This window comes from Microbacterium sp. USHLN186, from assembly GCF_037145155.1.
Lineage (GTDB): Bacteria > Actinomycetota > Actinomycetes > Actinomycetales > Microbacteriaceae > Microbacterium.
In genome coordinates, this window is sequence record NZ_JBBCYA010000001.1 from 312,449 (window position 1) to 329,500 (window position 17,052).

Below are 17,052 nucleotides of genomic sequence, written 5' to 3' on the forward strand. Positions count from 1 at the left end.
GTCACTTGCCGAGCGCCTTGCTCTGCGCCTGGGCCAGCGCGTCCTGCAGCGTGTCGCCGTCCTGGGTGGAGACGAACTGCCCGATCGCCGAGGTGATGTCGTTGAGCCACGACACCTTGACGGCGGCGCCGTGTGCGAGCGAGCTGACGACGGTGTCCTCGGAGAACGACTTGATCGCGCCCTGCTGGTACTCGGGGTAGTCGGCCGGGTCGGCGTCGGTGCGCGCGGGTATCGAGCCCTTCGCGAGGTTGAACGCCTTCTGGCCCTCTGCCGAGCTGATCGTCTTCAGCCAGTTCTTCGCGCCACCTGCGTGCGGGGCGCCGACGGTCAGCGTGAACGAGTCGGCGAGGAAGTCGAACATGCCCTCGGTGCCGGGGGTCGGCCACGTGGTGTAGTCGGTGCCGTAGGTCTTGCCCTTGGCGTCGAACTCGGCCAGCGCCCAGTCGCCCATCACGTTGTACGCGGCGGTGCCGTCGATGACCATGTCGGTCGCGACCGGCCAGTCCTGACCGGTGCCGTCGGTGTTCGCGTAGGAGAGCAGCTTGGTGTAGGCGTCGATCGCCTTGGTCACCTCATCGGAGTCGAACTTCGTCGAGCCGTCCCACAGCCCCTGGTAGTCCTCGGCGCCGAGCACCGACAGCAGCACGTTCTCGAACAGCTGCACCTGAGTCCAGTCGGTGGCCACCGAGAGCGGCGTCTGCACGCCGGCCGCCTTGAGCTTGTCCATGTCGGCCATCCAGGCGTCGAGGTCGGCGGGCGCCGACTTCGGGTCGATTCCGGCGTCGGACAGCAGGGATGTGTTCACCCACACGACGTTCGCGCGGTGGATGTTGCTGGGCACCGAGTAGATCTTGCCGTCGACCGTCAGGCGGTCGAGCAGGGTCTCCGGGAAGACGTCGTTGAGGCCGTTGTCCTCGTAGAACGACGACAGGTCCTCGAGCTTGTCCGCCTCGATGTAGTCGGTCAGCTCGGCACCCGCGTGCGCCTGGAACGAGTCCGGCGGGTTGTTGGCCTTCAGCCGTGAGGCGAGGGCGTTCTTGGCGTTCGAGCCCGCGCCGCCGGCGACGGCCGCGTTGATGAACTCGGTGTCGGGGTGCTGCTCGTTGAAGACCTTCACCAGGGCATCGAGACCGGCCTTCTCGGAACCGGCGGCCCACCACGTGAAGACCTCGACCTTGCTGTCGTCGTCCGATCCCTTCGCGCCGCCGTTGTCCCCGCTGCCGGAGCATCCGGCGAGCACGAGACCGGCGACCGCGAGACCCGCGACTGCTGCGAGCGCTTTGCGCATGTGATCCTCCATTGGAACTCTGCCCCGCGAGACCGCGGGTGTGCTGCCATGCAATCTGAAAACGTTGCCAAAATCAACCGAACGGCGATCACAACCCCGTAACGTCGTGCGGCGCGCGCTCTCCCGATCCCCGCGCGATCAGCCGGGTGCCGAGCACGATGTGCCGCTCCGGTCCGGCGAGGCCCGCCACCCGCTCGAAGAGCAGGTTGGCGGCGGCCTCGCCCAGCGTGCGCGGGTCCTGCGCGATCGTGGTGACGGGCGGCGAGAGCAGCCCCGCCAGCTCGAAGTCGTCGAAGCCGACCAGCGCGCGCTCGACGCCCATCAGTCGCAGGGCGGCGATCACCGCCTTGGTGGTGCGGCTGTTGGTGGTGAACAGCGCGGTCGGCGGATCGGGCAGCGCGAACAGCTCACGCAGCGCCTCGACACAGGTCTGCACCTCGTCCTCGACGGCGACGATCAGCTCGGGGCGATCGGCGAGTCCGGCCTCGCGGGCACCGCGGCGGAAGCCCACCTGCCGGCGCTCGGACGTGTAGCGCCCGGAGATGTGCGCGACGCAGGCGATGCTGCGGTGCCCGGCTCGCGCCAGGTGCGCGACGGCGTCGGCCGCGCCGCGCTCGTTGTCGACGAGCACGAGGTCGGCGCGCAGCCCTCTCGGCGGCCGGTCGACGAACACGATGGGCGTCCCGGCCGCCCGCTCAGCGTCCAGGAACGCCAGGTCCACCTCCTCGTGCGCGACGACGATGTAGCCGTCGAGGCGGCGGCTGAGCATGCGACGCAGCATCCGCTCGCTCTCCACCGCGTCGTCGCCGGCCGAGGAGACGAGCACCAGCATGTCCCGCTCCTGCGCGCGCGATTCGACGGCCTCGATGAGCTGGGCGTAGAACGGATCGGAGATCTTCGTCACCGCCAGCCCGATGGTGCGCGCTGATCCGGTGCGCAGGGTGTGCGCGAAGTCGTTGCGGCTGTATCCCAGAGCGTCGATGGCCCCCTGCACCGCCGCGTGCTTGGCGGCGCTCACCCCCGCCTTTCCCGACACCACGCGCGAGACCGTGGAGAGCCCGACGCCCGCGCGCCGGGCGACGTCCTTCATCGTCGGGCGGCCTGCAGCATCACCGCCGTCCGCGCTCTTCTTGCTCACAAGGGGAGGGTGACATGAAAACGTTGCCGAGTCCAGCCGCGCGAGTCGGCCGGATGCGCGGCCGCGCGAGTGGGCCGGATCCGCAGCCGCGCGAGTCGGCGCAGCACGTAGGCTGAGCCTGCAGAAAGGATCGACCGTGTCTCAGAACGATCTGCTGTTCCTGGTGCTGATCGCCATCGGCCTCGCGTCGCTGACCATCGTCGCGATCCGCCTGATCAAGCCGCACCGCAAAGACAACGCCGGCGAGTGGTACGAGGGCCCGTGGGAGGACGACGACCGGCCCCGCAGGCCGCGCCGCTGATGGGCACGCTCGACGACGGCGAGCGCCTCGCGGTCCCGGACTCGGCGACGTGGCGCCGCTGGCTCGAGCAGAATCACGCACGCACCAGCGGCGTCTGGCTGCTGCACGTGCGCCGCGCCGCACGGGGCGGCGTCTCGTACGAGGATGCCGTGCGCCAGGCGCTCTGCTTCGGCTGGATCGACGGACCGGTGCGCACCTTCGACGACGGCACGGTCGGACAGTGGTTCTCTCCGCGCCGTCGCGGCAGCGGATGGGCGGCGACCAACAAGGCCCGCCTCACCGAACTGGAGGCGGCGGGGCTGCTGGCTCCGGCCGGCGTCCGGGTGATCGAGGCGGCCAAGGCCGACGGTTCGTGGACGCTGCTCGACGGCCCGGAAGCGGGCATCGAGCCGGAGGACCTCACCACGGCGATGGATGCTGTGCCCGCTGCGCGCAGGAACTGGGACGCCTTCCCGCAGTCGGCGAAGAAGCTCGGGCTCACCAGCATCGCGACCGCGAGGCGGCCGGCGACGCGGGCGTCTCGCATCGCGAAGATCGTCGCCGACGCGGCGGCGGGCAAGCGGCCCTGAGCCGCTGCTACTGCGGGTCGAGGCCGAGATCGTCGAGGTCGAAGGCCGCCAGCCACTCGAGACCCTCGGCCTCGATCGCCGCCTGGGCGCCGGTCTTGCGGTCGACGATCACCGCGACCGCGACGACCTCCGCGCCCTCCCAGCGCAGCGCCTCGACGGCCTTGAGCGCCGACTGCCCGGTGGTCGAGGTGTCCTCGAGAACGACTACGCGCCTGCCCGCGACATCGGCGCCCTCGATCTGGCGTCCGCGGCCGTGGTCCTTGGGCTCCTTTCGCACGACGAAGGCGTCGAGGGGGCGATCGGATGCCACCGAGGCGTGCATCACCGAGTTGGCGATCGGGTCCGCACCGAGCGTGAGGCCGCCGACGGCCGCGACATCGTGGCCATTGATGAGATCGAGCATGATGCGCCCGATCGCGGGGGCAGCACGGTGGTCGAGCGTGAGCTTGCGCATGTCGACGTAGTACGTCGCCTTCTTGCCGCTCGAGAGCGTGAAGTCGCCGTGGAACACGGCCTCGTCCTTGATGAGGGCGAGCAGGGCCTGGCGGTCTTCGGCGAGAGTCGTCACGGCATCCAGTGTATTCGCGGTGCTCGCCGGGAGCGGATGCCGGGCGCGCCCCTACCCGGATGCCGATGACTGGCCTAGCGTGGGGGCCAGGAGGTCAGCCATGTTCTCGTACGATCCCTACGCCGAGCTCGCCGCGTTGCGCCCGGTGGCGCCGCTCGAGCTCACCAGTCCCGACTTCACCGCCGGCGGCCCGCTGCCCGGCTTCACGTGGTCGTCCGACCGTGCCGGTGAGGACCGGCATCCCACGCTCGAGTGGAGCGATCCGCCGGCCGGCACCCTCAGCTTCGCCGTCTCGTGCTTCGACCCCGACGCCCCGACCGGCTCCGGCTTCTGGCACTGGGCCGCGTACAACCTCCCGCCCGACGTGCGCCGGCTCGACAGCGGCGACGGCAGCGCCCGTAACCTGCCGGGAGAGGCGATCGTGCTGCCGAACGAGGCCCGCAAGGAGCGCTTCATCGGCGCCGCTCCCCCGGCCGGCACCGGCGTCCACCGCTACTTCTTCGTCGTCGACGCGCTCGACGTCGACCACCTCGATCTCGAGGCGGGCGCCACGCCGGGCGTGCTGGGCTTCAACCGGCACTTCCATACCCTCGCCCGCGGGGTGCTGATCGGCACCGGCGACCCCTCCGAGCGGTGAGTGCCGTCCGCTGCCGCGAATAGGCTGAGACCTATGCGTCTGGCCACCTGGAACATCAACTCGATCCGCACGCGCGTCGACCGCGCCGTCGACTTCGCCGTCCGCGAGGACGTCGACGTGCTCGCCTTCCAGGAGACTAAGTGCAAGCCCGAGCAGTTCCCCTACGCGCCGTTCGAAGAGGCGGGGTACCACGTCGAGGTGCACGGTTTCAACCAGTGGAACGGCGTCGCCATCGCCAGCCGGCTGCCGATGAGCGACGTGCGCACCTCGTTCGACGGCCAGCCGGGGTTCGCGAAGGGCCACGAAGGCCCGGACGCGCCGCTCGAGGCGCGGGCTCTGGGGGCGATGATCGACGGTGTGCGGGTGTGGAGCCTGTACGTGCCCAACGGCCGTTCGCTCGGCGACGCGCACTACCACTACAAGCTGCACTGGCTCGAGGCGCTGCGCACCGCCACCGCTGCCGAGCTCGCGGCGAACCCGAACCTGCCCCTGGCACTGGTCGGCGACTTCAACATCATCCCCTTCGATCACGACAACGGCGACCCCGCCATCGTGCAGGGCTTCTCGACCCACGTGTCCGCGCCCGAGCGCGAGGCCTTCTTCGCGCTCGAGACGGCCGGCGTCACGGATGTCGTGCGTCCACTGATCCCGGAGGGCTTCACCTACTGGGACTACCAGCGGCTGAAGTTCCCCCGCAACGAGGGCATCCGCATCGACTTCGTGCTCGGCTCGCAGGCCTTCGCCGACGCGGTCACCGCCGCGGCGATCCACCGCAACGAGCGCAAGGGCGCGCAGCCCAGCGATCACGTCCCCGTGGTGGTCGACCTCGACCTCGGCGGCTCGGTGGAGGATGACGACGACCTGCCGATGATCTTCGCGTGAGCCTGCCATCGGATCAGCACTCGGCGGCGCCCGTCCGGCTGATCGCGACCGACCTCGACGGCACCCTGCTCGATGCCTCCGGCCGGGTGTCGGCGCGTACGCGCGCGGCGCTGGACGCGGCACGCGATGCCGGGATCGCGACGATCCCGGTCACCGCTCGCCAGCCCATCGGGTTGCGGCCGATCGCCGCCGAAGCGGGTTTCGACGACTGGGCGCTGTGCGGCAACGGCGCCTACGGTGTGCACCTCACCACGGGCGAGCACCTGTTCGCCGAGGAGATCCCCGCACGGGTGCAGCGCGAACTCGCCGAAGCGCTGCTCGCCAGCATCCCGGATCTGGTTTTCGCCAGCGTGCGCGACGCGGGCGAGGGCTTCGTGGCGCAGCACGGCTACGCGAGCCTCGCGCAGCTCAGCGATCACAAACGTCACCCGGAGTCGATGGGCGGCGTGCCGCTGGCCGACGTGCTCGGCGCTCCCAGCCTGAAGCTGGTGATCCGGCACGCCTCGGTGCCGATCGAGGAGATCTTCGCCGCGCTGCAGCGGCTCGGTCTCACCGGATTCGAGGCCACGCTGTCGGGGGCGCCGTTCGTCGAGGTGATGGCGCAGGGCGTGACGAAGGCGACCGGTCTCGCCCAGGTGTGCACGCGGCTCGGCGTCGAGCGCAGCGAAGTGCTCGCCTTCGGCGACGCGCTGAACGACCTGGAGATGCTGCAGTGGGCCGGGCGGGGCGTGGCGATGGGGAACGCGATCGACGTGGTGCGCGCCACCGCCGACGAGGTCGCCGCATCGAACGCGGACGACGGGGTGGCGCAGGTCATCGAGCGGGTGCTGGCCGGCTGACCCTCGACACCGGAACTACGCCCCCACCCTGCCGGTGCGGACCTCGCCGGCCGCGGGCGCGTAGCGCAGCAGCAGCGTGCCGCCGTCGCCGGATTCGGCGCTGAGCAGACGCATGCTGTGCGCGGCGGCACCCTCAGGGAACACCCTCTTGCCCCGCCCCAGCACCACCGGATACACCCACAGCTGCAGCTCGTCGTACAGCTGCTCGGCGAGCAGCGTCTGTGCCAGGTCGATGCTGCCGATCACGTGCACGTCGCGGTGCCGCTCGCGCAGCGCGGCGATCTCGGCGGGCAGGTCGTCGCCGACCCGGCGCGATCCCTGCCAGGCCAGATCGATAGCGGCATCGCGTGACGCCACGTACTTCGGCACGCGGTCGAACAGGCGGCCGATGCTCCCCTCCGGGCCGTCGAGGTGATGCGGCCAGTAGGCGGCGAAGATGTCGTACGTGCGCCGACCCAGCAGCAGGGCGTCCAGGGTCTGCATGCCCGCCATCACGCTCTCCCCCACCGCCCGGCTCGGGTAGCCCGCCTGCCATCCCCCGTAGGGGAACTCCCCGCTGACGTCCTCCTCGGGCCCGCCGGGTGCCTGTGCGACGCCGTCGAGGGTGGTGAAGAGGTCGATGATGATGCGTCCGGTCATGTCGCCCATCATCCGCCGGCGCCGCTGACACCGAAACCCCGGGGAAGGACGGGTGCCGGCGCACACCACGCGGCTCTCCCCCTCGCGGCGGATGTGGCCGCCGGGCATGCGCTCTACGGTGGAGGGATGTCCGAGCCCACGCCCTTCACGCGCACGCCCACCGCTCGCGATCGGCGCCAGGACCTGCTGCTGGCCGCCGTCATGCTCGTCGGCGGAGTGATCAGCGCGGGCCTGTCGACGGTCTCCGGGCTGTACGGCGACGAGCAGGCGCCGATGTGGTGGGCGCTGCTGGTGGTGGTCGGCGTGTCGGCGCCGCTGACCGTGCGTCGCCGGTATCCGGCATCCGTCGCGGTCGTCATCGCCGTGGTGATGTTCACCGGCGTGACCCTGCGGGTTCCCGAGCTGTACGCGACCAACATCGCGATGTTCATCGGCCTGTACACGGTGGGCGCCTGGATGAACGACCGGCGGGCGGCTCTGCTGGTGCGCGTGGGAATCATCCTGGCCATGTTCGTGTGGCTCATCGTGGTGATGTACCGCGATGCGATCGCCGAAGCCGACAAGGCGGATGTGGCAGCGGGGCTGTTCTCGCCCTTCGTGGCGTTCATGATGATCCAGCTGCTGATCAATGTGCTCTACTTCGGCGGCGCCTACTACTTCGGCGAGCGCTCCTGGCACGCCGCCGCCGAGCGCCATGCGCTCGAGCAGCGCACGGACGAGTTGGAGGCCGAGCGCGCCCGCACCGCCGCGCAAGCCGTCGCGCTCGACAGGGTGCGCATCGCCCGCGAGCTGCACGACGTCGTCGCCCACCACGTCTCTGTGATGGGGGTGCAGGCGGGCGCGGCACGGTTGATGGTCGACCGCGATCCCGCCGCGGCGAAGCGGATGCTGGCGGCCGTCGAAGACGCGTCGCGCGACGCGATCTCCGACTTCCGACAGCTGCTCGAGACGCTGCGCGACCCCGGCGATCGCGCGGCGGAGGAGCCGGCCTCGTCGGTCGGACTCGGTGACATCGCGCGGCTCGCCCAGGCGTCTCGGGATGCCGGCCTGCCGACGGACTTCACGGTGATCGGCGATCCGGTGCCCGTGCCGTCGACGGTCGGCGTAAATCTGTACCGCATCGCGCAGGAGGCGCTGACCAACGCCCGCCGGCACGCGGGGCCCGGCGCGACTGCAGACGTGCGGGTGCGCCACTCCGCGGATGCCGTCGAGCTGGAGGTCGTCAACACGGGGCGGACGGTCGGTGCGCTGCGCCCGGGTCTCGGCCAGCTCGGCATGCGCGAGCGCGCGCTGGCCTCGGGCGGCGACATCGAGCTGCAGCCGCGCGCGCAGGGCGGCTTCCGGGTGCGGGTGCGCGTGCCGCTGACTCGCGCAGGGCACCCGATCGCTGCAGACATCGAAGCCGGGCGGATGCCGGCGGGGAGCGTCCGATGATCCGGGTGCTGCTCGTGGACGACCACGTGATGCTGCGTGCCGGCTTCCGGGCAATTCTCGGCACGCAGCCCGACATCGACGTCGTCGGCGAGGCCGGCACCGGTGCCCAGGCCGTGCGGCTGGCCGCGCAGCTGCATCCGGATGTCATCACGATGGACGTGCAGATGCCCGACATGGACGGCATCGAGGCGACGCGGCGCATCGTGGCCGACCCGGACATCACCGCCCCGATCGCCATCGTCACCACCTTCGATCGCGACGAGTACCTCTTCGAGGCACTCGACGCCGGCGCGGGCGGGTTCCTGCTGAAGAACGCCGGCCCCGAGCAGCTGATCGGCGCGGTGCGCGCGCTCGCCGCCGGGGACGCCGTGCTGGCCCCCGAGGTGACCAGGCGGGTGCTCACGCGCTTCGCGCCATCCGCACCGCCCACCGCTCCGGTATCAGTTTCTGTCGCCGAGCCCCCGTCGCAGGCGACAAGAACTCATACCGGAGCGAGGGGCGGGGGCCTGCTCACCGAGGCGCTCACCGATCGTGAGGGCGAGGTGCTCGCGCTGATGGCGGATGCGCGCAGCAACGCAGAGATCGCGCGCGCCCTGTTCATCGGCGAGGCGACGGTGAAGACGCACGTCTCGCGGGTGCTGCAGAAGCTGGGCGCGCGCGATCGGGTGCAGGCGATCGTGCTGGCGCACCGCCATGGGCTGACCTGACCCTTCGACAGGCTCAGGGGCCTTCGACAGGGTCAGAGAGCCAGCAGGGTCAGGCGGCCTGACGGGCAGCTTCCGCGCGGTCGATCAGGCCGAGGAACGACTGAAGGTAGAAGCCGAGGAACTCCCGGGTGCTCTCGACCGTGATGTCGTGGTTCTCGTCGATGAGGCCGGGGGTGAGCTGGATGAAGCCCTCGGGCTGACCCATGGTCGTCGCGTTGAAGTGGCCGAGGATGGCGCGCAGGTGCTGCTGCGCGGCCGCGGTCGCCACACCGCCGGCGGAAGCGCCGATCACCGCGGTCGGCTTGTGGTCGAAGGAGTTGCGCCCGTAGGGCCGCGATGCCCAGTCCAGCGCGTTCTTCAGTACGCCGGGGATCGAGCGGCTGTACTCGGGAGTGACGATGAGCACGCCGTCGACGTCAGCGATGGCCTGCTTGAACTCCCGCGCCGCAGCGGGGTAGTCCGCGTCGTGGTCGGGTGAGTAGAACGGCAGGTCCTTGATGGCGATCTCGCGCATCTCCACGCCCTCGGGCGCGAGCTTGACCAGCGCTTCGGCGAGGGTGCGGTTGATGGAGGTGCTCGAGATGCTGCCGACGATGTAACCGATGGTGCGGGCCATGAGGAGATCCTTCTCTGGGGGAACAACTGACACCGAACGCAACCGAGCGACGCCGGAATATATTCCCGTGCATGTAAATTGCTCCGGCGTCGACAGATAGCCTCGAAGCATCCCGCCCGATGAGGACTCATGCCTTCCGCTTCACGCCCTACTGCGGCCCGCCCGATCACGGCGGGCGTCGTCACCGCACTGGTGGGCTTCACCAGCTCGTTCGCCGTCGTGCTCACCGGCCTCACCGCCGTCGGCGCGAGCCCCGCTGAGGCGGCGAGCGGCCTGCTGGCCCTGAGCCTGACCATGGGCGCAGCGTGCATCATCCTCGCCCGCCGCTACCGCATGCCGATCACGTCGGCCTGGTCGACGCCGGGCGCCGCGCTGCTCGCCGCGGTCAGCGGCGTCGAAGGCGGCTGGCCGGCGGCGGTCGGCGCCTTCCTCGTGGTCGCCGCGCTGATCCTGCTCACCGCGCTCGTGCCGCGGCTGGGCGCGCTCATCGCCGCCATCCCGCCGTCGATCGCGCAGGCCATGCTCGCCGGCGTGCTGCTGCCGCTGTGCCTGGCCCCGGTCGCGGGCATCGTCGCCGACCCGTGGAGCGTGCTGCCGGTCGTGCTCACCTGGCTGGTGTGCACGCGCCTCGCGCCGCGCTGGGCGGTGCCGGCGGCCTTCCTCGCCGCGACCGTCGTCGTGGCGGTGAGCATCTCGACATCCGGAACCGAGGCGGAGCCGATCGCGCTGCTGCCGGCGTTCACCTTCACCGCACCGACGTTCACCGTCGGCTCGATCGTCGGCATCGCCCTGCCGCTGTTCATCGTCACCATGGCGTCGCAGAACGTGCCCGGCATCGCCGTGATGCGCAGCTTCGGCTACGAGGTGCCGTGGCGCCCGGCGATGCTCGTCACCGGTCTGGGCACCGCGCTGTGCGCACCGGCAGGCGGGCACGCCATCAACCTCGCCGCGATCAGCGCGGCCCTCGCCGCGTCGCCCGACGCGGAACCGGATCCGGCGCGGCGCTGGATCGCCGGTGTCTCGACGGGCGTCTCCTACCTCGCGCTGGGCGGGCTGTCGGCCGTCTTCGTCGCCCTTGTGCTGCTCGCCCCGGCCGCGGTCATCCCCGCGGTCGCAGGGCTCGCGCTGTTCGGCGCCTTCGGCGCCGCCGTGCAGCAGGCCATCGACGATCCGGGCGAGCGGATGCCGGCGGTCGTGACCTTCCTCGTCGCGGCGTCCGGCATCGCGGTGCTCGGCATCAGCGCGGCGTTCTGGGCACTCGTCGCGGGACTGGTCGTGCGCACGGTGCTGCATCTCCGCCGCTAGGGGGAGCGCGTGCGCCGACCGCCGCCGCACGATCAACCGCGCGGGGGATGCCGGCGCCGGCGCGCCATCCCTACCGTGGAGGTCATGAGCATCCTCAGCCTCGACGGCATCACCAAGAGCTACGGCGCGCGCACCGTGCTCGACGGCATCCGCTTCGATGTCGTCCCCGGCCGCCTGACCGGCTTCGTCGGCGGCAACGGCGCCGGCAAGACCACGACCATGCGCATCATCCTCGGCGTGCTCTCAGCCGACGCCGGCACCGTCACGCTGGGCGGCGCACCGGCCGGCGCCGACGACCGGCAGCGCTTCGGCTACATGCCCGAGGAGCGCGGGCTGTACCCGAAGATGAAGGTGCTCGAGCAGGTGGTGTATCTCGCGCGCCTGCACGGCTTCAGCAGAGCGGATGCCACCACGCGCGCCACCGCCCTGCTCGAGGAGCTGGGTCTGGGCGAGCGCCTCGACGACAAGATCGAGGCGCTGTCGCTGGGCAACCAGCAGCGCGCGCAGATCGCCGTCGCGCTCGTGCACGACCCGCAGGTGCTCATCCTCGACGAGCCGTTCTCCGGACTCGACCCGCTGGCCGTGGACGTGGTGGCCGAGGTGCTGCAGCGCCGGGCGGCCGCGGGCGCTGCCATCCTGTTCTCCTCGCACCAGCTCGACGTCGTCGAGCGGCTCTGCGACGATCTCATCATCATCGCCGGCGGCACCATCCGCGCCGCGGGCTCGCGCGACGAGCTGCGCGCGCTGCACTCGACCCTGCGCTACCGGCTCGATTCCGCCGCGGACGCCGGGTGGCTGCGCGCCGAACCGGGAGTCAGCGTCGTGGACTTCGAGGGCGGCACGGCGCTGTTCGACGTCGACACCGCCGACACCGCGCAGCGCGTGCTGCACGAGGCCGTCGCGCGCGGCGCCGTCTCGCGCTTCGCGCCGCAGCACCCTTCTCTCGCCCAGATCTTCAAGGAGGTCATCGCATGATCACCGACCGACCCGCCCCCTCCCCTGCGCCGCTGCCCGCCTCGGCGGTGTGGCTGGTCGCCGAGCGCGAGATCACCGCGAAGCTGCGCAGCCGCGCGTTCGTGATCGCCACCGGCATCCTGCTGCTGATCGCGCTCGCAGCAGTGCTGATCGGCGGCTTGGCCAGCCGGAGCGCGAGCCCGGATGCCATCGCCGTGACCTCCGAGACCGCGGCGGTCGCCGAGGCGCTTCCCGACGTGGAGCCGACACTCGTCGCCGACCGGTCGGCTGCGGAGACGCTGGTGAAGGACGACGAGGTGTCGGCGGCGATCGTGCCGGGCGACGAGAGCGGCTTCGGATTCGTGGTGCTGACCAAAGAGGACGCCCCGACGTCGCTGATGATGCAGCTGTCGCAGGTGCCGAAGGTGGAGGTGCTGGAGCCGGCCGACACGGATCCGCTTCTGCGCTATCTCGTCGCGATCGGGTTCGGCGTGGTGTTCCTGATGGCCGCGTCGACCTTCGGCGGCACGATCGCGCAGAGCGTGGTGGAGGAGAAGCAGACCCGAGTGGTCGAGCTGCTCATCTCGGCCATCCCGACGCGGGAGCTGCTGGCAGGCAAGGTGCTCGGCAACACCGTGCTGGCGATGGGGCAGATCGTCGCGCTGGCCGCGATCGCCATCGTGGGGCTCATCGTGACCGGTCAGAACGAACTGCTCGCGGGGATCGGCGCACCGGTGCTGTGGTTCGCGGTGTTCTTCCTGTTCGGGTTCGTGCTGCTGGCCTCGCTGTACGCCGCGGCAGCGGCGATGGTGTCTCGGCAGGAGGACATCGGCTCCACGACGATGCCGCTGATGATGCTGGTGATGGCGCCGTACTTCCTGGTCATCTTCTTCAACGACAACCCGCTGGTGCTGACGATCATGTCGTATGTGCCGTTCTCGGCGCCCGTCGCGATGCCGGTGCGGATGTTCGTCGGCGAGGCGCAGTGGTGGGAGGGCGCCCTGTCGCTGGCGATCCTGCTCGCGACGTGTGCGGGAGCCATCGTCGTCGCGGCGAAGATCTACGAGAACTCGCTGCTGCGGATGGGCGCCAGGGTGAAGCTAGGCGAGGCGCTGCGCGGTTGAGCGGGTGACGAGCGGCGGGGGAATATGCGCTCGCATAGACTTGTTGTGCTGTCCGGACGATGAGGTCCGCCTGAACGATCCGCACAACGAAAGGCCTCATCTGATGAGCACGCCCGTCCTCGACCGCACCGCCCAGACCGAGCATCCCGTGCTCGACATCCTCGCCGACCGCTGGAGCCCCCGCGCCTACGACGCCGAGACCGCCATCGACGAGGCGAAGCTCGCCTCCGCGCTCGAGGCCGCCCGGTGGACGCCGTCGGCCTACAACTCCCAGCCCTGGCGTTTCATCGTCGCGCGCCGCGGCACCGAGCTGCACCGCGGGGTCGTCTCGGCGCTCGTCGAGTTCAACCAGGCCTGGGCCGCGCGCGCCGCGGTGCTCGTGGTCGCGATCGCCGAGACCGCGGACGCCGAGGGCGCCGCGATCACCCACGCCGTCTACGACCTCGGCCAGGCCGTGGCGCACCTGTCGATCCAGGCGCACTCCAACGGACTGCACGTGCACCAGATGAGCGGCTTCGACCCCGAGAAGGTGCGCGAACTGGTCGGCCTCGAGCAGCGCTTCCTGCCCACCACCGTGATCGCCGTGGGCGACCTCGGCAGCGCGGACGCGCTCCCCGAGGGCATCCAGCGCGGCGAGACCGCTCCGCGCATGCGCCGGCCCATCGGAGAGACGATCATCGCCAACGCCTGACCTCCGCCGCACCCGACCGCGACCGCGCCCCGCCCCGACAAGGGCGGCGCGCAGTCGCGTCCAGGCGGTCCGTCCGTCAGCGGGGTCGCATCTCGCTGCGCGCGAGGGAGTCCGCCGCGCGCACCAGCGCCAGGTGCGAGAACGCCTGCGGCGTGTTGCCCACCTGGCGTCCGGCTCGCGGGTCGTACTCCTCCGACAGCATCCCGACGTCGTTCGTGAGACCGCACAGACGCGCCATCAGCGCATCGGCCTCGTCACGTCGTCCGGTCGCGGCGTACTGCTCCACCAGCCAGAACGAGCAGGCCAGGAACGGGCTCTCACCGCCGGGCAGACCGTCCACACCGGTGTCGGTGCGGTAGCGGTACACCAGCCCGTCGTACATCAATGTCTGCTCGATGCGCTCGACCGTCTTCAGCATCCGCGGGTCGTCGGCGTCGCAGAAGCCGACCTCAGCGAGCAGCAGCAGCGAGGCGTCCACCTCGGTGCTGCCGTAGTACTGCACGAAGTGGCCGTCGGCGACGCCGTGCTCGTCGATCTCCTTCTTGAGGCGATCACGCAGGCCGCGCCACCGCTCGACCGGACCATCGAGCCCGTGCTCCTCGACCGCGCGCACGCCGCGGTCGAACGCCGCCCAGATCATGGCGCGCGAGTGCGTGAACATGTGCGGGTCGCCGCGGATCTCCCACAGCCCGTGATCGGGGCGCTCGATCTGCTCCGAGGCGAAGCGCAGCAGCTGACGCTCCAGTGGCCATGAGAACTCCGACTCCTTCAGCCCCGCCGAACGCGCGGCTGAAAGCGTCACCAGCACCTCGCCGACGACGTCGGCCTGGTACTGCGAGGCGGCATCGTTGCCCACCCGCACCGGCGCGGAGTTCTCGTAGCCCGGCAGGGAGTCCAGCTCCCACTCGCTGAGGTCCCGCTCGCCGGCCAGCCCGTACATGATCTGCAGATCAGCCGGGTCCCCAGCCACCGCTCGCAGCAGCCACTCGCGCCACCGCTCGGCGAGTTTGAGGAAGCCGTGGTCGAGCAGAGCCTCGAGCGTGAGTGCGGCGTCGCGCAGCCACACGTACCGGTAGTCCCAGTTGCGCGACCCGCCGATGTCCTCGGGCAGCGCCATCGTCGCGGCCGCGGCGATGCCACCGGTCTCGTGGTTGGTCAGCGCGCGCAGGATCAGCAGCGAGCGCACGACATGGTCGCGATGCGGCCCGGACTGCTCGATGCGATCGGCCCACTTCTGCCACCAGTGGCGAGTCACCGCGAGGGCATGATCGACGTCGAGCCGATCCGGCACGGGACGGTAGGAGGGGAACCAGGTCAGCGACACGTCCTGCGTCTGACCCGCGCTCACCGTCAGCTCACCGGTGTGCTCGTGATTCGTGGCGTGCAGGCGCGGTCCGCGCACGATCACCGCGTTCGGGCCGGCCATCGCCACCAGCTGCGGGTGCTCGTCCGTCCCAGTCTGTCGCACCCACGGCATGGCCCGGGCGTAGTCGAAGCGCAGGCTGAGCCGCTGCCGCAGCGTCACGGTGCCCTCGACACCCACCACGCGGCGCACCACGTCGGTGCGTTGGATGGCCACCGCCGGGTGCGGGTCGATCGGCATGAAGTCGTGCACCTCCGCCACGCCGTCCGCGCTCTCCCACCGCGTGACGAGCACGAAGGTGTCATCGTCGTATCGGCGCGTGCACGTGGCGTCCTCGTCGGTCGGCCGCAGCTCCCAGCGACCGTGGCTCTCATCCCCGAGCAGCGCACCGAACGTGCTGCCGGAGTCGAGGCGGGGCAGGCACAGCCAGTCGATGCTGCCCTCTCGCGACACCAGTGCCGCGGTGCGGCAGTTGCTGAGCAGGGCGTAGTCCTCGATCCGTGTCACCATTTTCCGGAGTCTCCCATCGTCATCGCCAGGATTCCACCCCCCTTGCGCTCGACGCGTCGACGACTACCGTCAAACGCATGTCCACCACCACTACGCTCTTCATCCTCGGCGCCTCGGGCGATCTCACGTCCCGGCTGCTGCTGCCCTCGCTCGCCTCGCTGCTCGCGAAGGAGCACAAGCATCGGGTGATCCTGCGCGGATCGGGCACGGAGAAGTGGGATGCCGACACATGGCGCTCGCAGGTGAAGAAGGCCTTCTCCGACAATCCCGACGCGCTGTCGCGCATCGAGATCGCGGATTACATGACCGCCGATGTCACGAACGCGGATGCCGTGGCATCCCTCGTCGACACTGTAGAGCCGAACACGGTGCTGTACTTCGCGCTGCCGCCCGCGGTCACCGCGGCCGCCATCGACGCGATGGCCGGACTCACCCTGCCCGAGCACACGGTGCTGGCGATGGAGAAGCCCTTCGGGGAGGACGAGGCGAGCGCGCGTGAGCTCAACGAGAAGCTGCTGGCGCTCGTACCCGAGCAGCAGATCTTCCGCGTCGACCACTTCCTCGGCCGTTCGACGCTGCTGAATCTGCTCGGCGTGCGGCTGGCCAACCGCATCTGGGAACCGGTGTGGTCGGCCGAGCACATCGAGCAGGTCCTGATCCGCTTCGACGAGTCGGTCGCCCTCGAGGGGCGAGCCCGTTACTACGACAAGGCGGGCGCCCTGATCGACATGATCCAGAGCCATCTGCTGCAGGTGCTCGCGCTGCTGGCGATGGATCCGCCGGCGACCCTGCACGAGCGCGATCTGCGCGACGCGAAGGCCGCGGTGCTGCGCGCCACGCACGTGATGGACGACGACCCGAAGACCCAGTCGCGACGCGCGCAGTACACCGCCGGCACCCAGCACATCCCCGGGCAGGGCGATCGCAAGCTGCCGTCGTACCGCGACGAGGAGGGCGTGGACGACTCCCGCAAGACCGAGACCCTCGCAGAGGTGGTGTTCGAGGTCGCGAGCGATCGCTGGACCGGCGTGCCGTTCGTGCTGCGCTCGGGTAAGGCGCTCGCGCGCAAGTGGTCCGAGATCGTGGTGACGTTCAAGCCGGTGCGGCACGTGCCGCCGGGGCTGGCCGGCACCCCCGTCGACGGGGGGCGGTTGACGTTCTCGCTGGGCCCCGACGAGATGCACCTGCGCCTGCACGTCACCGGTGGCGACGACCCCTTCGCGCTGCGGGACGAGGATCTGGTCGCCGATCTCGGCGCGGGTCAGCAGCGCTCCTACGAGGAGGTGCTCGACGAACTGCTCAGCGGCGACGTGGCCCTCTCGGTGCGTGCCGACGAGGCCGAGCAGTGCTGGCGGATCATCCAGCCCGTGCGCGACGCGTGGGCGCGCGACGAGGTGCCCCTCGAGATCTACCCGGCGGGCTCCACGGGGCCCGACGACTGGAAGACCTCGCACTCGGACTGACCGCGGCGTCCCGGTCTGCCCGGC

The 17,052-nt window shown here is 70.6% G+C and carries 18 protein-coding genes; 12 read left to right on the plus strand and 6 right to left on the minus strand.

Features of this window, described 5'->3' with window-relative positions; all coding sequences use genetic code 11:
• Position 1: 1 nt before the first annotated feature.
• Both WFG93_RS01415 and WFG93_RS01420 read right to left on the minus strand, forming a co-directional pair.
• Complete coding sequence (locus WFG93_RS01415) at positions 2–1,288, minus strand: ABC transporter substrate-binding protein (protein WP_336644531.1); 1,287 nt, start codon at positions 1,286–1,288, stop codon at positions 2–4.
• A gap of 88 nt (positions 1,289–1,376) precedes the next feature.
• Positions 1,377–2,426 carry a LacI family DNA-binding transcriptional regulator gene (locus tag WFG93_RS01420; RefSeq protein WP_336644532.1) on the minus strand — a complete coding sequence of 350 codons (1,050 nt, stop codon included), beginning with the start codon at positions 2,424–2,426 and terminating at the stop codon, positions 1,377–1,379.
• 136 nt (positions 2,427–2,562) lie between these two features.
• Between WFG93_RS01420 and WFG93_RS01425 the strand changes: the two genes are divergently transcribed.
• Together WFG93_RS01425 and WFG93_RS01430 are read left to right on the plus strand one after the other, a co-directional pair.
• Positions 2,563–2,727 carry a hypothetical protein gene (locus WFG93_RS01425; RefSeq protein ID WP_336644533.1) on the plus strand — a complete coding sequence of 55 codons (165 nt, stop codon included), beginning with the start codon at positions 2,563–2,565 and terminating at the stop codon, positions 2,725–2,727.
• On the plus strand, positions 2,688–3,296 hold the full coding sequence (locus tag WFG93_RS01430; RefSeq protein ID WP_336644534.1) for a YdeI/OmpD-associated family protein: 609 nt from the start codon (positions 2,688–2,690) through the stop codon (positions 3,294–3,296). Before WFG93_RS01425 ends, WFG93_RS01430 begins: the two co-directional genes overlap by 40 nt.
• A gap of 7 nt (positions 3,297–3,303) precedes the next feature.
• Here WFG93_RS01430 and pyrE read toward each other — a convergent pair whose 3' ends face one another.
• Positions 3,304–3,864, minus strand: coding sequence for an orotate phosphoribosyltransferase (gene pyrE, locus WFG93_RS01435; protein ID WP_336644535.1), 561 nt, complete (start codon positions 3,862–3,864; stop codon positions 3,304–3,306).
• A 100-nt stretch (positions 3,865–3,964) separates the two neighbouring features.
• Here pyrE and WFG93_RS01440 point away from each other — a divergent pair, with 100 nt between their 5' ends.
• From WFG93_RS01440 to WFG93_RS01450, 3 genes are read left to right on the plus strand one after another with little or no spacing between them, the layout of a single operon-like run.
• Positions 3,965–4,501, plus strand: coding sequence for a YbhB/YbcL family Raf kinase inhibitor-like protein (locus WFG93_RS01440; RefSeq protein ID WP_336644536.1), 537 nt, complete (start codon positions 3,965–3,967; stop codon positions 4,499–4,501).
• A 33-nt stretch (positions 4,502–4,534) separates the two neighbouring features.
• On the plus strand, positions 4,535–5,383 hold the full coding sequence (locus WFG93_RS01445) for an exodeoxyribonuclease III (protein WP_336644537.1): 849 nt from the start codon (positions 4,535–4,537) through the stop codon (positions 5,381–5,383).
• Positions 5,380–6,222 carry a Cof-type HAD-IIB family hydrolase gene (locus WFG93_RS01450; protein ID WP_336644538.1) on the plus strand — a complete coding sequence of 281 codons (843 nt, stop codon included), beginning with the start codon at positions 5,380–5,382 and terminating at the stop codon, positions 6,220–6,222. The genes WFG93_RS01445 and WFG93_RS01450 overlap by 4 nt, the downstream gene beginning before the upstream one ends.
• Positions 6,223–6,237: 15 nt before the next feature.
• On the opposite strand, the gene WFG93_RS01455 is transcribed toward WFG93_RS01450, so the two are convergent.
• Positions 6,238–6,861 (minus strand): dihydrofolate reductase family protein, encoded by a 624-nt coding sequence (locus tag WFG93_RS01455; protein ID WP_336644539.1) that lies wholly within the window; start codon positions 6,859–6,861, stop codon positions 6,238–6,240.
• Positions 6,862–6,987: 126 nt separating this feature from the next.
• Between WFG93_RS01455 and WFG93_RS01460 the strand changes: the two genes are divergently transcribed.
• Together WFG93_RS01460 and WFG93_RS01465 are read left to right on the plus strand one after the other, a co-directional pair.
• Entirely contained in the window at positions 6,988–8,295 is a 1,308-nt protein-coding gene (locus WFG93_RS01460; protein ID WP_336644540.1) for a sensor histidine kinase, read from the plus strand.
• The gene (locus WFG93_RS01465; protein ID WP_336644541.1) at positions 8,292–9,002 is read left to right on the plus strand and encodes a response regulator transcription factor; all 711 of its coding nucleotides are present in this window, start codon (positions 8,292–8,294) and stop codon (positions 9,000–9,002) included. Before WFG93_RS01460 ends, WFG93_RS01465 begins: the two co-directional genes overlap by 4 nt.
• 49 nt (positions 9,003–9,051) lie before the next feature.
• Here the strand turns inward: WFG93_RS01465 and WFG93_RS01470 are convergent, their stop codons facing one another.
• Positions 9,052–9,618, minus strand: coding sequence for an NADPH-dependent FMN reductase (locus tag WFG93_RS01470; RefSeq protein ID WP_336644542.1), 567 nt, complete (start codon positions 9,616–9,618; stop codon positions 9,052–9,054).
• Between the two features lie 129 nt (positions 9,619–9,747).
• On the opposite strand from WFG93_RS01470, the gene WFG93_RS01475 reads away from it, so the two are divergent.
• The 4 genes from WFG93_RS01475 (at position 9,748) to WFG93_RS01490 (ending at position 13,692) form a co-directional block, all read left to right on the plus strand.
• A complete protein-coding gene (locus WFG93_RS01475) occupies positions 9,748–10,923 on the plus strand; it encodes a benzoate/H(+) symporter BenE family transporter (RefSeq protein WP_336644543.1) in 1,176 nt (391 codons plus the stop codon).
• A 90-nt stretch (positions 10,924–11,013) separates the two neighbouring features.
• Positions 11,014–11,898, plus strand: coding sequence for an ABC transporter ATP-binding protein (locus WFG93_RS01480; protein ID WP_336645043.1), 885 nt, complete (start codon positions 11,014–11,016; stop codon positions 11,896–11,898).
• Entirely contained in the window at positions 11,895–13,001 is a 1,107-nt protein-coding gene (locus WFG93_RS01485; protein WP_336644544.1) for an ABC transporter permease, read from the plus strand. Before WFG93_RS01480 ends, WFG93_RS01485 begins: the two co-directional genes overlap by 4 nt.
• A gap of 103 nt (positions 13,002–13,104) precedes the next feature.
• A complete protein-coding gene (locus WFG93_RS01490; RefSeq protein ID WP_336644545.1) occupies positions 13,105–13,692 on the plus strand; it encodes a nitroreductase family protein in 588 nt (195 codons plus the stop codon).
• 76 nt (positions 13,693–13,768) lie between these two features.
• On the opposite strand, the gene WFG93_RS01495 is transcribed toward WFG93_RS01490, so the two are convergent.
• Positions 13,769–15,565 carry a glycoside hydrolase family 15 protein gene (locus WFG93_RS01495; RefSeq protein ID WP_336644546.1) on the minus strand — a complete coding sequence of 599 codons (1,797 nt, stop codon included), beginning with the start codon at positions 15,563–15,565 and terminating at the stop codon, positions 13,769–13,771.
• Positions 15,566–15,642: 77 nt separating this feature from the next.
• Between WFG93_RS01495 and WFG93_RS01500 the strand changes: the two genes are divergently transcribed.
• Positions 15,643–17,028, plus strand: coding sequence for a glucose-6-phosphate dehydrogenase (locus WFG93_RS01500; RefSeq protein WP_336644547.1), 1,386 nt, complete (start codon positions 15,643–15,645; stop codon positions 17,026–17,028).
• The last annotated feature ends 24 nt before the right edge of the window (positions 17,029–17,052 follow it).

Coding starts and splice junctions, on each gene's coding strand:
- WFG93_RS01470 (WP_336644542.1), bottom strand. CDS start 9,618: ATGGCCCGCACCATCGGTTACATCGTCGGCAGCATCTCGAGCACCTCC.
- WFG93_RS01455 (WP_336644539.1), bottom strand. CDS start 6,861: ATGACCGGACGCATCATCATCGACCTCTTCACCACCCTCGACGGCGTC.
- WFG93_RS01475 (WP_336644543.1), top strand. CDS start 9,748: ATGCCTTCCGCTTCACGCCCTACTGCGGCCCGCCCGATCACGGCGGGC.
- WFG93_RS01485 (WP_336644544.1), top strand. CDS start 11,895: ATGATCACCGACCGACCCGCCCCCTCCCCTGCGCCGCTGCCCGCCTCG.
- WFG93_RS01415 (WP_336644531.1), bottom strand. CDS start 1,288: ATGCGCAAAGCGCTCGCAGCAGTCGCGGGTCTCGCGGTCGCCGGTCTC.
- WFG93_RS01465 (WP_336644541.1), top strand. CDS start 8,292: ATGATCCGGGTGCTGCTCGTGGACGACCACGTGATGCTGCGTGCCGGC.
- WFG93_RS01440 (WP_336644536.1), top strand. CDS start 3,965: ATGTTCTCGTACGATCCCTACGCCGAGCTCGCCGCGTTGCGCCCGGTG.
- WFG93_RS01445 (WP_336644537.1), top strand. CDS start 4,535: ATGCGTCTGGCCACCTGGAACATCAACTCGATCCGCACGCGCGTCGAC.
- WFG93_RS01490 (WP_336644545.1), top strand. CDS start 13,105: ATGAGCACGCCCGTCCTCGACCGCACCGCCCAGACCGAGCATCCCGTG.
- WFG93_RS01460 (WP_336644540.1), top strand. CDS start 6,988: ATGTCCGAGCCCACGCCCTTCACGCGCACGCCCACCGCTCGCGATCGG.
- WFG93_RS01495 (WP_336644546.1), bottom strand. CDS start 15,565: ATGGTGACACGGATCGAGGACTACGCCCTGCTCAGCAACTGCCGCACC.
- WFG93_RS01500 (WP_336644547.1), top strand. CDS start 15,643: ATGTCCACCACCACTACGCTCTTCATCCTCGGCGCCTCGGGCGATCTC.